12 protein-coding genes are annotated in these 18047 nt (G+C 60.3%); 6 read left to right on the forward strand and 6 right to left on the reverse strand.

Translation table 11 applies throughout. The annotated features are described in order from the left end of the window. Positions 1-717: hypothetical protein (locus OFAG_RS14075; RefSeq protein WP_020994914.1), on the reverse strand; the 717-nt coding region annotated here is incomplete at its 3' end. Positions 718-962: 245 nt separating this feature from the next. On the opposite strand from OFAG_RS14075, the gene OFAG_RS13710 reads away from it, so the two are divergent. From OFAG_RS13710 to lpdA, 4 genes are all read left to right on the forward strand, one after another. Next, on the forward strand, positions 963-1160 hold the full coding sequence (locus tag OFAG_RS13710) for a hypothetical protein (protein WP_147617698.1): 198 nt from the start codon (positions 963-965) through the stop codon (positions 1158-1160). A 141-nt stretch (positions 1161-1301) separates the two neighbouring features. Next, on the forward strand, positions 1302-4175 hold the full coding sequence (locus tag OFAG_RS05625; RefSeq protein WP_005877376.1) for a 2-oxoglutarate dehydrogenase E1 component: 2874 nt from the start codon (positions 1302-1304) through the stop codon (positions 4173-4175). Positions 4176-4244: 69 nt separating this feature from the next. Next, positions 4245-5597: a 2-oxoglutarate dehydrogenase complex dihydrolipoyllysine-residue succinyltransferase gene (gene odhB / locus OFAG_RS05630; RefSeq protein WP_005877375.1), complete on the forward strand. Its 1353-nt coding sequence runs from the start codon at positions 4245-4247 to the stop codon at positions 5595-5597. Between the two features lie 32 nt (positions 5598-5629). Beyond that, positions 5630-7054, forward strand: a complete 1425-nt coding sequence (gene lpdA / locus OFAG_RS05635) for a dihydrolipoyl dehydrogenase (protein WP_005877374.1) — start codon at positions 5630-5632, stop codon at positions 7052-7054. Between the two features lie 285 nt (positions 7055-7339). On the opposite strand, the gene OFAG_RS05645 is transcribed toward lpdA, so the two are convergent. Beyond that, the gene (locus OFAG_RS05645; protein ID WP_005877372.1) at positions 7340-7942 is read right to left on the reverse strand and encodes a hypothetical protein; all 603 of its coding nucleotides are present in this window, start codon (positions 7940-7942) and stop codon (positions 7340-7342) included. Positions 7943-8666: 724 nt separating this feature from the next. On the opposite strand from OFAG_RS05645, the gene OFAG_RS13300 reads away from it, so the two are divergent. Then, positions 8667-9662 carry a tyrosine-type recombinase/integrase gene (locus tag OFAG_RS13300; protein ID WP_081695684.1) on the forward strand — a complete coding sequence of 332 codons (996 nt, stop codon included), beginning with the start codon at positions 8667-8669 and terminating at the stop codon, positions 9660-9662. Positions 9663-9927: 265 nt separating this feature from the next. Here OFAG_RS13300 and OFAG_RS05655 read toward each other — a convergent pair whose 3' ends face one another. Beyond that, positions 9928-12561, reverse strand: coding sequence for an autotransporter family protein (locus OFAG_RS05655; RefSeq protein WP_005877369.1), 2634 nt, complete (start codon positions 12559-12561; stop codon positions 9928-9930). 329 nt (positions 12562-12890) lie between these two features. On the opposite strand from OFAG_RS05655, the gene OFAG_RS05660 reads away from it, so the two are divergent. Further along, positions 12891-13685: a hypothetical protein gene (locus tag OFAG_RS05660; RefSeq protein ID WP_020994919.1), complete on the forward strand. Its 795-nt coding sequence runs from the start codon at positions 12891-12893 to the stop codon at positions 13683-13685. A 149-nt stretch (positions 13686-13834) separates the two neighbouring features. Here the strand turns inward: OFAG_RS05660 and OFAG_RS13715 are convergent, their stop codons facing one another. The 3 genes from OFAG_RS13715 to OFAG_RS05670 all read right to left on the reverse strand — a co-directional run bounded on the left by OFAG_RS13715 (position 13835) and on the right by OFAG_RS05670 (position 18033). Then, positions 13835-13981, reverse strand: coding sequence for a hypothetical protein (locus OFAG_RS13715; protein ID WP_020994920.1), 147 nt, complete (start codon positions 13979-13981; stop codon positions 13835-13837). Further along, positions 13978-15648 carry a thiamine pyrophosphate-dependent enzyme gene (locus OFAG_RS05665; protein ID WP_020994921.1) on the reverse strand — a complete coding sequence of 557 codons (1671 nt, stop codon included), beginning with the start codon at positions 15646-15648 and terminating at the stop codon, positions 13978-13980. Before OFAG_RS05665 ends, OFAG_RS13715 begins: the two co-directional genes overlap by 4 nt. 693 nt (positions 15649-16341) lie before the next feature. Next, on the reverse strand, positions 16342-18033 hold the full coding sequence (locus OFAG_RS05670; RefSeq protein WP_005877364.1) for an efflux transporter outer membrane subunit: 1692 nt from the start codon (positions 18031-18033) through the stop codon (positions 16342-16344). Positions 18034-18047 lie beyond the last annotated feature (14 nt).

An 18047-nucleotide genomic window follows, 5' to 3' on the forward strand; every position in this document is an offset into this window, starting at 1 on the left:
GGAAGGCACGGCCGGTTTATCCCCAGGGAGACGCGATACGCCTGATCGCTCACGCGATGCCGGCAAGCTCACGTCCTGACCGGACAGAGGGGAAGCGGTTTCCGAAGCCGGCTGGCCGGCTTTTTGTTCCGGCATGAGCCGGTTCAAGGCATGGATGGCCCGGTTGGCCCGTTCCCGAAACGTCGGATCGTTTTGGTAATTGCTCAGAAACAGCACATCCCGCATATCCTGGCTCATTTCCTTTAAGGCCGCTTTCCGGTGTTCGATCATCGGTTCCGCCTCGTGCCGTGGGAAAGGTCGTCCCGCCCAGTCCCAGGGGCCGGGCCGGCCGCGGTATTTGTTGTCCAGATGGGAATTGATCTGGCCGGAGGGCAGTTTGCTTAAAGGGTCGTCCCAGTGTTTGGTGAAGTCGGGAAGATCGGTTTCCGCCCTTTCCACTCTTTCCGCCCTTTCTTTTTTGGCCGGTTCGGCTTTTAACGGCCCGGTTTGGGGAAGGGGCGTTTCCGGTTCCATTGCCGGGGTCAGGCCGGTTGGAGCCGCGGTAAAGCCGGGAGCGTTACTGGCCGGTTTGTTCAGGGTTTGCTGTCTTTCCAGCGCTTTCCTTTGCCGCTCGAGTTCTCTTTGCTGTTTGTCTGCCCAGCCGTTTTGTTCGTCGGGGTTCTGGCTGCCGGAAAACCTCTCTCCTGCTGAACCGAAGTGGTTTTCAAAGTCGTTCATGGTTTTCTTCTCCAAAAAAAAAGCCCTCCGGCAACGCCGGAAGGCTTTGTTCAAATACGCGGGGCGCAAAGACCCCGCCACACTTGATTTATACCCGATAGATGATCTTCGGTCAGCTATGGCTGTCGGGATTTGGAAAACTTTCTGTCCGCTATGTCAGGGAACAGACCGGTTTCCGGACGTATCTGGAAAGCTTGCCGGAGAGCCCGGCAAAAAGGCAGAGCCCGGGAACAGGAGGAAAGATTGTGGAAGGGATATGTATGCTGAAAGAAGCGGGAGCGGTTTTGAAACGGCAGGCATCGCCGGACAGTGCGGTTTCCGGGAAGGTGACGCACCCGGTTTTTGCTGCCCGTCAAGGTTTTTCTTTCCCGGTATGCGAGGATGAATTCCTGAAAAAAGCTTCGTTTCTTGCAGGCTCTTCAGCCGTATCGGTCGGGGTATAATCTTTTTATCTGCCCGTTGCGTTCCCGTATCCGGAAAAGCGGGGAACGCGAGGGGGTTTGGCCTGTCCATAAGGCAGGTACAGGCGGCAAATGGCCGGGCGGCGTGTCCGGTTTGCCGGGTGCAAAGGAAAGGGAAGCATCATGATGCAGGAATATCAGGACAGTTCATACCTGTTCGCGGGCAATGCGCCTTATGTGGAAGAGCTTTACGAAGCCTATCTCGACAATCCCGCTTCCGTTCCGGAAAACTGGCGGGCCTATTTCAACTCGATGCAGAATGTCCCGGCTGTGGACGGCAGCAACCGTTCCGACGTGCGGCATGGCCCGGTCGTGGCGGCCTATGCCGAACGGGCGCGGCATTCGCCGTTCAGGATTCTCGTGCCGAAGGGCAATGCCGAACTGGAACGCAAGCGTATCGCGGCGCAGCAGATGACGGCGGCTTACCGCTTTCTGGGAACGTACTGGGCGAAACTCGATCCGCTGGAACGGCACGAACGGCCGCAGATTCCGGAGCTGGAACCGTCTTTCTACGGTTTCACCGATACGGATATGGATCTGGTTTTCAATATCAGCAATACCTATTTCGGCCGGGAAACGGCGACGCTGCGCGAACTGTTGCAATTGTTGCGGGAAACGTATTGCCGCTCGATCGGCGCGGAATTCATGTATATCACCGATCCGGCGCAGAAACGCTGGATTGAGGAGCGGCTGGAATCGATCCAGTCCAGGCCTGATTTTTCGCCGGAAAAGAAACGCCATATTCTGGAACGCGTCACATCAGCCGAGTGCATGGAACGGTATCTGCATACCCGATACGTCGGCCAGAAACGGTTTTCGCTGGAAGGGGGCGAGAGTTTTCTCGTTTCCTTAGATGAGGTGATCCAGCGGGCCGGGACGAAAGGCATACAGGAAATCGTGCTGGGCATGGCGCACCGCGGGCGGCTGAACGTGCTGGTCAACATCATGGGCAAGATGCCGTCCGATCTTTTCGCCGAGTTCGAGGGGGGCCTGCCGGAAAAGGAATTGCCTGCCGGGGACGTGAAATACCATCAGGGTTTCGTGCGCGACATTTCGACGCCGGGCGGCCCGGTTCATCTGTCCCTGGCGTTCAATCCCTCGCATCTGGAAATCGTCGATCCGGTTGTCGAGGGGTCGGCCAAGGCGCGCATGCTGCACCGGGGCGATCCGGACGGTTCGCAGGTCATGCCGGTGCTGGTGCATGGCGACGCGTCGTTTTCCGGGCAGGGGGTCGTGCAGGAAACGCTGAACATGGCGCAGACGCGCGGGTACAGCACAGGCGGCACGGTGCATATCGTACTGAACAACCAGATCGGTTTTACGACGTCAGACGTGCGCGACGCCCGCTCGTCGCTTTATTGCACCGATGTCGCGAAGATGATCGAGGCGCCGATTTTCCATGTCAATGGCGATGATCCGGAAGCGGTCGTGCTGGCGACGCAAATCGCGCTGGATTTCCGGATGGAATTCCGGAAAGATGTGGTGGTCGATATCGTCTGCTACCGCAAGCTCGGCCATAACGAACAGGATACCCCGGCAATGACGCAGCCGCTGATGTACAAGAGAATCGCGCTGCATCCGGGGGTGCGCAATCTGTATGTGGACAGGCTGGTCAATCAGGGCGTCATTACGCGGGCTGACGCCGATGCGCTGGTCGCCGGTTACCGGGCACGGATGGATGCCGGAGCGCCGATCGTGTCGCCGGTCATGACGAATGTGAAAAGCCTGTCGGCGCAGCAATGGCAGCCCATCCTGCAACAGCAGGGCGGCCCGGAAGAAGCGGTAACCGCGATGCCGGTGGAAGAGCTGAAACGCCTTGCCGAGCGGATTACGACGGTGCCGGAATGGCTGAGGCTGCATCCGCTGGTCGAACGCGTGATACGCGACCGGGCGGCGATGGGGCGCGGCGAGATGCCGGTGGACTGGGGCATGGCCGAACATCTGGCGTATGCCTCGCTGGTCGCGGCCGGTTTTTCGGTGCGGCTGGCCGGGGAGGATTCGGGCCGCGGCACGTTCGTGCACCGCCATGCCGAATTGCACGACCAGAACCGCGAAACCCGGAGCGCGGGGGTCTATGTGCCGCTCCGGCATGTCTCGAAAGATCAGGCCGCGTTCACGGTCATCAATTCGCCTTTGTCGGAAGAAGCCGCGCTCGCTTTCGAATACGGTTTCGCGACGTCCGCGCCCAATACGCTGACCTTGTGGGAAGCGCAGTTCGGCGATTTCGCCAACGGGGCGCAGGTCGTGATCGACCAGTTCATCAGTTCCGGCGAAGCCAAATGGGGCCGTGCCTGCGGTCTGGTCATGCTGCTGCCGCACGGGTTCGAAGGGCAGGGGCCGGAACATTCGTCAGCGCGGCTGGAGCGCTACCTGCATTTGTGTGCGGACAACAATATGGAAGTCGTCCAGCCGACGACGGCCGCGCAGATTTTCCATGTCTTGCGCCGCCAGATGCTCCGGATGCAGCGCAAACCCCTGATCGTCATGACGCCGAAGTCGCTCTTGCGCCACAAGGACGCCGCCTCGCCGCTGGAAGAACTGGCCAATGGCGCTTTCCGGCCGGTACTGGGCGAAACCGATACGGCTGTCCGGGCGCAAGACGTGAAACGGGTGCTGCTCTGTACCGGCCGGGTCTATTACGATCTGGCGCACCGGCGGACCGAGCTCGGAAGGCGCGATGTGGCGATTGTCCGGCTGGAAGAAATGTATCCGTTCCCGCACGACGAGTTGTCGGATGAACTGAAAAAATACCCGAATCTGGAAGACGTGATGTGGGTGCAGGACGAACCGGAAAATCAGGGCGGCTGGCTGCAATTGCTGCGGCCGATTTTCGATTGCATGCGGGTTGGACAGAAACTGGCGTATTCATCCCGGCCTGCGTCCTCCTCGCCGGCTGTCGGCTATTTCCAGAAGCATCTGGCGCAGCAAAAGGAACTGGTCAACGCCGCTTTCGGCCCCATGCCGGATATGGCGATCGTCCGTCGGGAAAAAGAATAGAAGAATGAACGAAAGCATGAAAGCGGGTCGTTTTTTACAGTGACTCCGGATTTTTTAAGTGGAGAAATTATGGCGGTTCTTGAAGTGAAGGTTCCCCAGTTATCGGAATCGGTAACGGAAGCCACGCTCTTGCAGTGGCACAAAAAGGCAGGCGAGAAAGTCGCGCTGGATGAGAATCTGGTCGATATCGAAACGGACAAGGTGGTGCTGGAATTGCCGTCGCCCGCAGCGGGCGTTCTGGCGTCCATTGTGAAAAAGGACGGCGATATCGTCGTGGCGGGCGAAGTGATCGCCACCATCGACACGGCAGGCGCGGCTGAAACCGGGAAAGAAGCGGCGGCCACCGCGGCTCCGGCAAAAACGGCGCCGGCCGCCGTCTCCGGACCGGTCGGGCTGCGCGAAGCGGAAACCGCCGCGTCCACCGGGTTCGACAGCGAGCGTGACATGCCCGATCCGGCCGATTATCCGTCGGGCATCGTCATGCCGGCTGCGGCCCGGATGATCGCCGAACTGGGCATGGATGAAACCGAAGTTGTCGGCACCGGCAAGGATGGCCGCGTGACCAAGCAGGATGTGGAACGCGCCTGGGCAGCGAAGGGCACCGATTTTGCCGAGGACGAGAAAGCGATTGAGGCGGCGACGCGCCGTCCGGCCCGGCCTTCCGGTACGCCTTCCGTCCCGTCGGGTTCGACCGGACAGGAAACGGTTTACGGCGCGACGAACCGCACGGAAAACCGGGTGCCGATGAGCCGCCTGCGCGCACGGGTCGCCGAACGGCTGATCCAGTCGCAGCAATCGACGGCATCGTTGACGACGTTTAACGAAGTGAACATGCAGCCGGTACTGGACTTGCGCCGGAAATTCGGCGAACTGTTCGAGAAAGAACACGGTGTGCGGCTCGGCCTCATGTCCTTTTTCGTCAAGGCGGCGATCGCGGCCTTGAAACGTTTTCCGATTGTCAACGCCTCGATCGACGGTAACGATATCGTCTATCACGGGTATTACGATATCGGGATTGCCATCAGTTCGCCGCGCGGTCTGGTCGTGCCGATCATGCGTGACGCCGACCTGATGACGATTGCCGAAATCGAAAAGAAAATCAATGAGTTGTCGATCAAGGCGAAGGAAGGCCAGTTGACGCTGGAAGACCTGACCGGCGGCACCTTCTCGATTTCCAACGGCGGCATTTTCGGGTCGATGCTCTCGACCCCGATCATCAATCCGCCGCAATCCGCGATTTTGGGCATCCACGCGACGAAAGAGCGGCCGGTCGTGGAAGACGGGCAGATCGTCATTCGCCCGATGAATTATCTGGCGCTCTCCTACGACCATCGCCTGATCGACGGGCGGGAAGCGGTGCTGGCTTTGAGAACGATGAAAGAGACGCTGGAAGACCCGGCCCGCCTGTTGCTGGATCTGTAGGCCCTGTCTGAAGTAGCGCGAAAGGAGGGAACATGAGTGTGGATTTCGACGTCGCCGTGATCGGGGGCGGCCCGGGCGGCTATATCGCCGCGATACGCGCCGCGCAGCTCGGCATGAAAACGGTCTGTATCGACGACTGGAAGACGGACGGCAAACCCGCGCCGGGGGGGACGTGCACGAATGTAGGGTGCATCCCGTCCAAGGCGCTTCTGGAAGCGTCTTCGCATTACGAACTGGCGAAAGAGGGGTTTGCCCATTTCGGGGTCGGGATAAAGGGCGTGGAACTCGATGTTTCCCGCATGCAGGCGCGGCGCGCCTCCGTCGTGCGCCAGAACAATGACGGCATCGCTTTTTTGTTCAGAAAGAACAAGATCACGTTTTTCAACGGCACCGGCTCGTTTGCAGGCTGCCGGGATGGGGAATACCGGATCGACGTGACCGGCGATGAGCCGCGCCAGTTCACCTGCACGCATGTTATCGTCGCGACCGGCTCCAAACCGCGCGCCTGGCCCGGTGTGCCCTTCGACGAAAAGCGGGTGCTTTCCAATACGGGGGTGCTGGCGATGGAAGCGGTTCCGGAAAGTCTGGCGATTATCGGCGCGGGTGTGGTCGGGTTGGAGATGGGCTCTGTCTGGCGGCGGCTTGGCGCAGCCGTCACGCTTTTCGAGGCGCAGCCGGCGCTTCTGGCCGGCGCCGACCGGCAAATCGCGATGGAAGCGCAGAAACAGCTGACGCGGCAGGGGCTGACGATTTATACCGGCGCGACAGTGCGGAAAGTGGAACCCGTTGATGGCGGAGTCGCCATCGAATACGACGATGCGCAGGGACAGGTGGCGAAAGCGGTGTTCGACAAGCTGCTGGTTTCCATCGGCCGGGTGCCCTATACGCAGGGGCTGGGCGCGGAAAACGTCGGGCTGAAGCGGGACGAACGCGGTTTTGTGGCAGTGGACGGGCAGTGCCGGACAAACCTGAAAAACGTCTGGGCCATCGGCGACGTGGTGCGCGGGCCGATGCTGGCGCACAAGGCGGAAGAAGAGGGGGTGGCGGTGGCCGAGCGCATTGCCGGAAAATACGGCCATGTCGATTACCGGGCCATTCCCTGGGTCGTTTATACGCATCCGGAAATCGCCTGGGTCGGCAGGACGGAAGAAGAACTGGCCGAAGCGGGTGTGATCTTCCGGGTCGGGACGTTCCCGTTCATGGCGAACGGCCGGGCGCGCACGATGGGCACGACCGAAGGCTTCGTGAAAATACTGGCCGATGCGAAAACCGATGAAGTGCTGGGCGTGCACATGATCGGGCCGATGGTATCCGAACTGATTGCTGAAGCCGTCATGGCGATGACGTTTAAGGCGACGTCCGAAGATATCGCCCGCATCTGCCATGCCCATCCGACCTTGTCCGAAGCGGTGAGAGAAGCGGCGCTGGCGGTGGATGGCCGGGCGCTGAACATGTAGTCCTGTCCGGGCTGAAGGCAAAAAAGGCGGAAGAAGCCGCCTTTTTTGCCGAAAAAAGCGAAACGATGGGCCGGGGAAAAGAAAAAGAACACATGACCCCCCGCTTGTTCCTGGCCTTTTTGACGGGTATCGGGAGCGTTTCCTGTCTCTTTTCCGTTTTGGATACGCAGCGGATTGCCTGTGGCGCGAACGGTTTGTCCGGCTGGGGGCAAGCGGCGGCGACGCTTGTCCTGGCCGGTCTTGCGGCCGGATCTTCAGGAAGAAAGTCCGGGTTTCAAGCGGCCTTCAAAAGAGCGCGGTTTCCGGCAAGTCCGGTTTCAGGGAAACGCCTGTCTTGGCGGTAAAAGAGGAGAGGAAAACGGCCGGGAACGTTTCTTTTCCGGACGGCAGTGTTTCTGCTCCTTCCCCCTTTTCCTCCGGAAGCGTGTTTTGCTTTCTCCCGGTTCGCTTGCCGCCTCCGGCAATAAAACAGGACATAAAAATTTCCGGCATTCCCGCAGTGAAAGCGGGGCTTCGTGGTGTGTGGCATTCATGAAGCCTGGCATGGTTGAAGGGGGCGTTGATCTTTTTATGCCTGTCTTTATCCTGAAAACCGGCTTTTTGTGAAAGACGTTTAAGGGGCGGTTTTTTCCCGGTCACGCAACGCCCGAATCGTCTGAAAGCCCTGTGCGCGTTTTTTGAAAGGACAGGGCGGAACCGGGTTTCCCTGCCTTTTGCAGGGAAACCGTTTGCGGGGTTTTCAGACATTTTGTTCATTCTTTTTTCCGTAACGCTTTCGTCAGTCCTGTCTTTCACGATTCCTTTGGCAGGCGAAAAACGGGAATGCCGTGTTGCCAGTCCCTTTTGCCGGTTCACGGCCCACTCCCTGTTTGCGCTTGCTGCGCGCATGGCGTGAAAGGCGCCTGTTCCGGCAGACGGGTCTGGCGGCCTGATCCGGCTTCCTGTTGCCTTGCACCGTGCGGCCGGGGTTTTTCCGCTGCCGTACCGGTTGACGCCTGTTTTTACCGGTTTGCAGGGAGCGGTGTTTCCGGCCGTCTGTGGCGCCTGATCCGCTTTTTTATTGCTTAAGTCCGGTCAAGGGAAGGTTTTTACAGGCGTTTCCAGCCCCGGTTCCGGTTTCCTGCGTTGTCCGATCCGCCCAATCCGAAGGGAGAACGCCAGGCGTCACGATAAAAAGGGGCAGGCAGCGGACAGGGCGTTTTTTTCGTCATTTTATTTCCAGTATTGAAATATTGCATGACAGTAGGGAAACCGGCTTCAATGGCTAGCCGTTAACGGATTGTCAATAATGTTAGACAGCCGGAAAATTTTTTCAAGTTACTGATAATAAAAAACAATTTCAGTTTTTCCTGCGCTGTTTCCCCGATGCGGAAAAATCCGTCATTTACAAATAAGCGGTGCCTTATTACTATCTCCGCCTGCGGCGACAGGAGTCAGGCAGGACCGGAAACGGTTTTATTCAGGCATTTGTTTAGGGGGCATCCTTTAATGGCTATCAGGGGATGTTTTTTTGGCAACAACTATTTTGAAATGAAAACGATGACAACGGTCGCGGAAATTTCACGCTTTCAGGATAGCCGTGCGCGCCGTTTCTCGTCTTGTGAAAGGATTCATGATGGGTATGTTAATCGCGCCGGTTTCCAACCGCACCGCTTTTTTCCATCCGCTTTTGAGCGGGTTTCTGTTTTCTTCCGAGTTCAGTCCGACGACCATACGGACTTACCGCACGGCGCTTGCCTCGTTTTTCGACTGGATGGCCCTTTGCGGTACCGACTTTCCCGCAAGGGAACATATCGTATCCTGGAAGGAATATCTCAAACAGACACGTTCTTTGGCGACGGCCCAGACTTACCTGGCGGCCGTGCGCCTGTTTTTCAAATGGACGGGACGATACGGGAAATATCCCGATATCGCCTCTTCCGTCAAGGGCGTCAAGGTCGGGCGTTCGCCCAAGCGGGATTTTCTGGCGCCTCATCAGGTGCTTTCCGTCCTGGATGAGACGAAAAGCGGAAACAGCCATTTGCGCGATTATTCGATGATCCTGCTGATGGTCACCTGCGGCCTGAGAGTGTCCGAGGTCGCGCAGGCCAATGTCGAGGATCTGAATCATGTTGGCGGCGAACCGGTGTTGTACATTCACGGAAAAGGCCGGGACGGAAAAACGGATTTCGTCAATGTTCCCAAAAAGGTGGCTTCCGCGATTCGGCGTTATCTGTTGTCGCGAGGGTCTCCGGCAGGGCCGTCGCCCCTGTTTGCGTCGGTGAGCCGGAACAATGGCGGGGGACGCATGACCTCGCACAGCGTCAGCCGGATCGTCAAGACAATGCTGAAATCCGCCGGGTTCGACAGCCGCAGACTGACCGCGCATTCGCTCCGCCATACGGCGGTGACCGTATCGCTGCAAGCGGGGGCGACCCTTCAGCAGGTGCAGCAGTTCGCGCGGCACAGCCTGATTATGACGACGCAGATTTATGCCCATAATCTCGAACAGTGCCGCAATCCCTGTTCTTCAAAGATTGCCCGCCTTCTCACGCGGGCCGGCAATTCAAAACGGAAAGACCGTGATGTGCCGGAAAAGGGTTCCCCTGAAACCGGTACGCCGGATTAGCGGGCATGGCCGGTTTGCCGGAAAAGCTGGCGGGATGGTTCCGGAACGGGACCGGGTGACGGGGATGTTGCCGGCCGCCAGCACCGCCCGCCGGAACTGGCCAGCCGGCCCGGGCGTTTTCTCCTGTCCGGCGCGAACCGGTGACCCTGCAACCGCCAGCGGGAAACGGTTTTTTCCTGAAAGCGTCATGTCGTTCTTTCCCGGGACACGATACGGCCTTTTGTACGGGAACCGGCCGGTTTGGAAAACATACCGGCCGGCGCGTTCAGAAGGCGTATCCGATCTCGCCCCAGACGACACTATCATGTGTATCCTGGCCGAAGTTGCCGTTATATTTGACGGCCATCGTCATATTCCCTTGCTGAAACTGCAAACCGGCTTCTACCGTGCCTACCGTTTTATCGTCAGCCACATAACTGCCGTAACGGTTCCCGACAAAGCGCATGCCGCCGTCGATTTCCCCGTCTGTCAGCGTCTGCCGGACACCCAGCGCCACCGTGGGTTTCACGGACGTCAATGGCCCCCCGAACGTCCCCGTCCATCTGAGCGTTGCCGTGGCGAAAACGGCCTGATACGAATCGGAATCGACATGCACATCCATATAGCGGTTGCCCGCGGCGGACCAGTTCGCGTCCATCGACGGGTTTTTCATATACAGATACGCCAGCCCGATTTCCGGTGTGATCGTATGGGCCTCATTTACCTTGACGTCATACCCGCCCGTGACATTGGCGAAGAACGCATATTCCGTGCGCTTGTCGGAAGCGGTATCGTCCATCATGCTGAAGTCGTAGTCGCTTCGCGAGACCATGCCGGTCAGCTGTCCGCGCAAAAAGGCGGCAGGCGACACGTTGACGCTGCCGTGCAGGCCAAGGAGCCAGGACGTCGAATCGGAAGAAACACCCGATTCGTGAGCGTTCATGTCGGTGGTTTCGATGCCCGCGTGAAAGCCGGCCAGCCCGTTTTGTCCGATCCGCCGGGTCGCGCCGAGAATCAGGCCGACGGAATCGGACGAGGAGGGCGCGTTGCCGGATGCGCCGGCGTTTAGGGAATAGGATTGCCCGAAGGCGCTCCATTCGGATGAGGACGAGGCGTACAGGCCGGTCAGGGCGGCCGCAATCGTCCGGTTCGACAGCCAGAAGCGGTTTTGCGCGTTGCGCACGGCAGCGACGCTGGCTTGCTGGCCGTAGGAGCGGACAGCGTCCACTCTCATCCGGTATTTTAGGGTGTCGGGCGTATTGCCGGACGACTGGACGGAGAGCATCGGCATGACCGATGAAACGGAAGCAATGGAACCGTTTATCGTCCCGCCACGGGATGTGTCGGCCATGTCGGCGAAACGGTAGGTCTTGCCCGTGATTCCGTCAGCCGGCGCCCGGAGGATCAGGCGGGCCCGGTCGAAAGTGAGGGTGGCATTGTTTTCGACCCGGAAAACCCCGTTTTTGCCGGCTTCGGTCGCCCATGCCGTCACGGTTGCGCTGGCGGCGTCCGACGGGGTTTTGCCGCCGACGTACAGTTCGGCGCCGCTTTTGGAAGCGATGAAGCCGGTGCTGGAAACAGCCGTGCCCCGCCCGGCCAGATAAATGCCGTGCGCCTGCTCGCCGGAAGTGAGGATGGAACCGGTGTTGACGACAGTGGCGTTGTCGCCCTCGATGGTGATGCCGGATGCGTAGTTGGTGTATCCGTTAATGGGATTTGTCGCCACGATGCCGCCTGACGTCTCGATAAGGCCGCCATTGACGACGGATGAACCCGTTTTGCCGGTCATGCCCGATGCCCCGTCGCCTGCGGTGCGGATGATGCCGGTATTGGCCAGTCGGGTTCCGTTTTCGCCCAGCATGCCGACACTGCGTTCCCCGGACGTTTCGACGGTTCCGTTATTGGCCAGTGTGGAGCCGGTGTTGCCGAACAGGCCGAAAATACTGGCGCCGCCTGTCCTGACGACGCCGTCGTTGACGAGTGTGGCGTTTTCGCCGCCCATCATGCCGTCGGCGAAAATGTAGGCGCCGCCGTTTTGTGCCAGAGCGCCTTCCACCGTGATCACGCCGGTGGCGGCGTTATAAAGCGTCGATTCCCTGCCGGCCGCCATGCCCGATGCGCTCTCGCCTGTCGTGTGCAGGACGCCGGTATTGGTCAGGCGCGCGTTGTCGCCGCCCTGCATGGCCGTTGCCGTATTGGTCCTGCCGTCGAACGGGTCGGCAAGAACATAACTTCCGCCGGTTTCAACCGTTCCCGTGTTGACCAGTACGGCGTGATCCTTGCCGCGCATGCCGTAGCTGCCGTCGCCGGAGGTCGTGACCTTGCCGTGGTTGGCAATCGTGACGCCGTTTTCTCCCATCAGGCCGTTGGCGTTCTTTCCGCTTGTCGAAACGCGGGCGTTTTGCGAATTGACGATCAGCGATCCTTCCATCGCATAGACGGCATAGGCGCTGTCGCCTGACGTGGTTACGGCGCCGTTGTTGACGAGCCGGGAACCGGCGCCGGCCAGCATGCCGTCCGAGAAATGCGCGTCGGCCAGACTGGAGCCGGTATAGGTGCCGGTGGTTGAGAGGATACCGTTGTTGACCACGGTCGATCCGCTGCCTGTCTGGATGGCGTTGCTCCCGTTGCCCGCGGTCGTGACCTTGCCGTGGTTGGTGACGGTGGCGTTGCCGCCGGTCTGGATAGCGTCGCGGTTTTCACCGGAGAGGGTTAGGGAACCGGTTTCGCTTATTGTGACCGTTTCACCGTCCCCGGCAATGACGGGAGTCGAAACCGGGGTATTAACAAGGACGCCGGCTGCCGGGGCGGCGGCCGGCAATGCGCCGAAAAGGCAGGCCAGTACAGCGGACAGGACACTCGCTTTCCGACCGGGCGGGAAGAAACGGTCTGAAACGGTGCAAGGAGTTTGAATGGACATGGCGATTTCCGGTGAAAGGTCAACAGGGCTTATTATCGCCGGAAGAAACTGGCTAAAAGGCAATCGGGCGCATTTTCTCCGGAAAGTGTTGTTTAAAGACAAACGGGAAAACCGTATTGCCGGGAACGGGAACGGCACAAACCGGTTTGGAGAGACAGGGAACAAAATCCGCGGACCGGTTTTTGCCGGGCCAAACAGGGTTTTCCGGTATTTTTCGCGGGTCGGCAAGATAGCCCGCCTGTCACAGAGGCGCCAGGTTTTGATGGTAAAATGCCCTGTCGGACACTTCTGCGTTCCGATTTGTTTTCTTGTATGTTCAGGAGTGCGATTTGAAACCGTCAGATATCCCTTGCGGACGGCAAAAACAGAAAGAAGCGGCGCCCTCTTCGGGAGGCGGGAAAGCGGTTTTGACGCTTGTCGCGGCAGCGATCCTGTTTTTTTCTTTTACGGGTGCGGCGCCCTTGCAGGCGGCCGGTATTTCCGGAGACAGCCTGTTGCCGAAAGAAAAACCCGGGCCGGAGGTGACGGCGGTTCTGGAACACTATCCGGCCGGTTCCATTGATTCGGTGGCCAGGGCGGATATCGTTCTGGAAGTGATCGAAATCGAGAAAGCCAATATAAGTGCCCGTCTTTACAATGAAAAGCTGCTTTGCAACGAGAAGTTCCTCGTTTACCGGTGTTATGACGAAGCGGAGGAAAGAAAGCGCATCGATCTGGCGGCCCTAAAGCCGCTTGAGACAGAAGCCAAACGGTTCAAACGCAGCGAGGCTGTCCGGCAGCGCGATCTGGCGCTGGACAGGCGCCGGGCCGAAGAGGAAGCCGAAGCGCCGCAGCGGGCTGAAAATGTGAGAATGCGTGAAGAACGGGAGAAACGGGTTCAGGAAAGGGAAGCGAAGCGCGAGGCGGCCGCGCAAGGCAGAACGTCCACGCCGGGAGAAAGCCATTCGGGCAATCTGATGACGCCGGCCGAGAAAGCGGAAAACGTCCGCGAATATCAGGCCAAACAGGAAGAAATGACAAGGCGTCAGGAAAGAGTGAAACGCAAGAAGGCGGAAACGCAGCGCAAGCGCGAGCAGCGGGCCGCCGACGAGGCAGCCGGCAGGAAACCGGACGGGCCGATCTGAACGGGCTGGCGGACGTGGTGAGAAAGGGGCGGAAATGTCGCCCCTTTTTTGCCGGCGAATTCCCGGAAAAGCCGGTTCCTTATCGGTGGTTTTTGTACAGAGACTGCCGGTAAACCGTTTTTCCCGGCGTTGCCGGAATCTGGCGCTTTTTACCCTGTCCGGATTGAGAGGGCGTGCTGGCAGACGATGGCGCGCCTTTTACCCTCGTCCGGGAACCGGATGAGGGCTTTTTTACGGACTTGCTTCCGGATGCGTTCGTGCAACTGGCAAATGGATTGCGTTTCCGCGTGTTTCATCGTTCCCGGTTCCGGGACGGAGTGTCTCCGAGCCGTTCCAGCATGCGGTTTGGCGGAGGCGGATCGGCGGCGGCATCGGTGACGAAGTCGATCAGGGCGGGCCCCGGATAATCGAAAGCGCGGGCGATGGCGCCGCGGATATCTTCCGCTTTTTCGACCCGTTCACCGAAGAGACCCATCGCGCGGGCGACGGCTCCGAAGTCGGGATTTTTCACGCCCGTTCCCCAGGGGTCGTAACCGGCGTCGCGCATTTCGCGGTGTACCATGGCGCGTGAGGAATTGTTGAAGACCATGAGTTTGACGGGCAATTCCAGTTCGACCGCAGTCAGCAATTCTCCCATCAGCATGGCAAGGCCGCCGTCGCCGCAGAAAGCGATGACTTGCCGGTCCGGCGCGGCCAGCGATGCGCCGATGGCTTGCGGAAGGGCGTTTGCCATCGAGGCATGGCTGTAGGAAGCGAGCATGCGCTGATCCCGTTCCATTTGCACATAACGGGCCGCCCAGATCACACACATGCCGGTATCGACGGTGAAAATGGCGTTCTTTTCAGCCATCTGGCCGATCATGAAGGCCACCAGTTCGGGCGGGAGCGGCCCATTGTCGCGTTTTTCATAAAGCGGGGCGTTTTGCAGGCGGAGCATATCGGCATGGATGGCGAGCATGGCGTCTAAAAAGGCGGAATCCGTTTTGTGTTTGACAAGCGGTGTCAGGGCTTGCAGGGTGATGCCGATATCGCCCGTCAAGGCCATGTCCACCCGGGCGCGGCGGCCGAGATGGGCCGGATTGGCGTCGATCTGCACGATTTTCGTGTTTTCCGGAAAGAACTGATGAAAAGTGAAATCGGTGCCCAGCATCAAAAGCAGATCGCATTCGGCCAGCGCCCGTGTCGCCGCGCCCCAGCCTAAAAGACCGATCATGCCGATGCCGTGCGGATTGTCGGCTTCAAGAATGTCCTTGCCGCGATAGGCGTAGGCGATGGGAGCGTGCAGTTTTTTGGAGAGGATCAGCACGTGTTCGCGGGCGTCCCGGCATCCTGCGCCGCCGTAGATGACGATTTTTTTCGAGCGGTCGATCAGATCGGCCAGGGCATTCAGATCGTCCGGGGCGGGCAGGGTCAGCGGGCGGGCGGTGGCCACTGGATGGGGCAGCATGGGGGAAACGATGCGTTCCTGTCCGACGTCGCCGGGCAGGACGACCATGCCGACGCCGCGCTCCAGAATCGCGGCCTGCATCGCCAGTTCCGCCAGACGGGGCATTTGCCGGGCAGTGGTGGCAACCCCGAGATATTTCGTACAGTCGGCGAAAATCCAGTCCGGCCGCGTGTCCTGAAAGTAGCGGCTGCCGATCTCGGCCAGCGGAATATGGGTGGCGACAGCGAAAACGGAGGCGCTGTTGCGGTCGCAGTCGTAAAGGCCGTTGAGCAGATGCAGCGATCCGGGGCCCGAAGAACCGAACACGGCGGCGACGCCGCCGGTGATGTTCGACTCGGCTCCGGCGGCAAAAGCGCCCGCTTCCTCGTTTCGGACATCAATGAACCGGATGGCCCCGTTACTGCGGTGCACGGCATCGACAAGCGGGTTGGCGGAATCGCCGACGATGCCGTATATCCGTTTCACGCCAGCTTCGATCATCAGCGACACAAGGTTTTCTGCAACGGTCTGGGGCATGATATCTCCTGTAAAAGTGGACGCCGGCGAATGGGTGAAGGAGGCCGTCTCTTTCATTTCCGCAAGAGCGCCTGTCCGTTTCCGGCGGATAAACCGACCGTAACACGTCCGGGAAGGATGGATTTTGAGAAGGATAAAAAGAGAAAGCCATCCTTCCGGCAAGGAAAAAGAATGCACTGGCAGCCGGTTTCCCTGACGTGTCCGGTTTTTGGGGCCAGTCGTGAAAACCGGCGCCATCACTGACCGACGATTGAAAACAGGATAAACCCGTGACAGAGGGCGCTCTGCCCTTTTTTCATGTCGGGCCCCGGGGGCTCCCACTTCCCGGAAACGGCCCGGAAAGCGCACTGTACTGGCTGACGCCATCAGCCGAAGGGCAACGATCTGGCGAAGCGCGAGCGTTCCGCTACCCGTCCGGAGGCCGCTTTTGGCGGTACGGGGCGGACGGGAATGCCGCTGTCCGCGATTTTTCCTGTTCCGTTGGGCTGGCATCGGAAAAGGAAGCCGGCGGACAGCGCGAGAGCGGGAAAAGACATTCAGTCGGGCGGGGCCATCGCCGCCGCTGTTTTTCCGGTCGGAAAGTGCCCGGGACGGCTGGCCGGAAAGACTGCCGGCCAGTTGACGGGGGACGTGGATGGCCGGGCCGTTTGGGCCGGATCGGAGAAACGGGCAGTACCGGACGCGTGCCGCGGTTCAGTTCTCCGGAATGGTTTTCCCGCTTGCCGCTTCCGGCGTTCCGGCCGGGCGGGTTTCAGGCGCTTGCCCTTTTTTCCCGTGTTCGGGTTGCGCGTCTTGCGTCTTTTTCTCTCCCTGCTGTTCCTCCTCTCCCCATTGTCCGCCGATGGCGGCGATCAGGGCGACGCTGGAAGCGAACTGGCGTTTCCGGATATCCCAGAGGGTGTTTTCGGCGGCGATGCGGCTGGTCTGGGCGACAAGCAGTTCAAGGTAGCCGACGATACCGGCGCGGTACTGGTTCAAGGTGATGGTTTCGGAGCGTCGGGCGGCGGCAACAGCCGCCGATTGCAGGGCCGATTCGTCGTCCAGCATGGCCTGGGCGGCGAGATTGTCCTCGACTTCCTGAAACGCGGTCAGCACTTGCTGGCGGTAGGCGGCGACGGTTTCGTCATAGACGGCGATGGCTTCGTCGGTCTGCGCGCGGCGCAATCCGGCGTCGAAGACCGACAGGGCAATCGCCGGGCCGATCGACCAGATGCGGTTCGGGACGGTGAAAAGGTCGCCGAAGGACGGGCCGCTCCAGCCGCCGGTCGCAGACAGGGTAAGGGACGGGAAGAAGGCCGATTGGGCGACGCCGATCAGGGCATTGGCTTCAGCCACCCGGCGTTCGGCGGCCGCGATATCGGGCCGGCGCTGGAGCAGGGTGGAGGGGATGCCGGCCGGGATGTGCGGCAGGTAGGGGTCTTCAGTCGCGTCGGAAAGCGTCAGGGCGGCGGGCGCTTCGCCGATGGAAACGGCGATCGCGTGTTCCAGCCGGACGCGCGCCAGTTTCGCGTCGAGGGTGGCGGCCTGCGCGATTTTGAGCTGGCTTTCGGCCTGCGCGACGCTGGCGTCCGAAACGAGGCCGGCGTTGTACTGGTTTTGCGTCAGTTTCAGCGATTCGGCAAGCAGTTTTTCGCTTTCTTCCAGCCGGGCGATTTGCCGGTCGGTGACGATCAGTTCCAGATAGGCGGTGGCTAGTTGCGCCTGCTGGGAGAGCCGGATGGCGTCCAGTTGCGCTATGCTGGCCGCCGCGCCGGCTTCACCGGCTTCGACGTTGCGGCGGATGCCGCCCCAGAGATCGACTTCCCAGCTCAAGGTGCCGATGGCCTGGTTCCGGGTCGAGAGGGCGGACGAGTTGCTCGACAGGGCACCGCGTGTGCGGCCGGCGTCGAGCGTGAGGCTGGGAAAGAGCGCGGATTCGGCCTGTCTCAACAGGGCCTGTGCCTGCCGGTATTGCGCCTCGGCCTGCGCGATGGTGAGGTTTTGCCGGTTCAGCCGTTCCATCAGCCGGTCGAGTTCCGCGTCGTGAAAGACGCGCCACCACTGGCCGCGCGGGTAGTCGTCGGCCGGTTTCGCCGTTTTCCAGAGGCTGTCTTCCTTGTAGGCGGCGGGCATGGCGGTGTCGGGCCGGACGTAATCCGGGCCGATAGCGCAACCGGCCAGAAGGGCGGTTCCGAAGGCGAGGGCGGCGGCAAGCCGGAGGGCGGAAAAAAGGGCGGACGGGGCGGCGGTTTCCGGCGCAGCGTGTAAAGCGGTCGCAGCCGGGGCGATGGCTGGCGCGGGAGCCGGGCCGGCAGTCAATGACGCAGCCGGGATGCCGCCGGGAGCCAGGGGGCGGGGCGGCGGGGTTTTTGGCCGGTCGTTATCGTGCGGGAAAGCGGTAGTCATGGGTTTTTCCTCAT

The sequence above is a fragment of the Oxalobacter paraformigenes genome (assembly GCF_000158475.2).
Classification (GTDB): Bacteria; Pseudomonadota; Gammaproteobacteria; order Burkholderiales; family Burkholderiaceae_D; genus Oxalobacter; species Oxalobacter paraformigenes.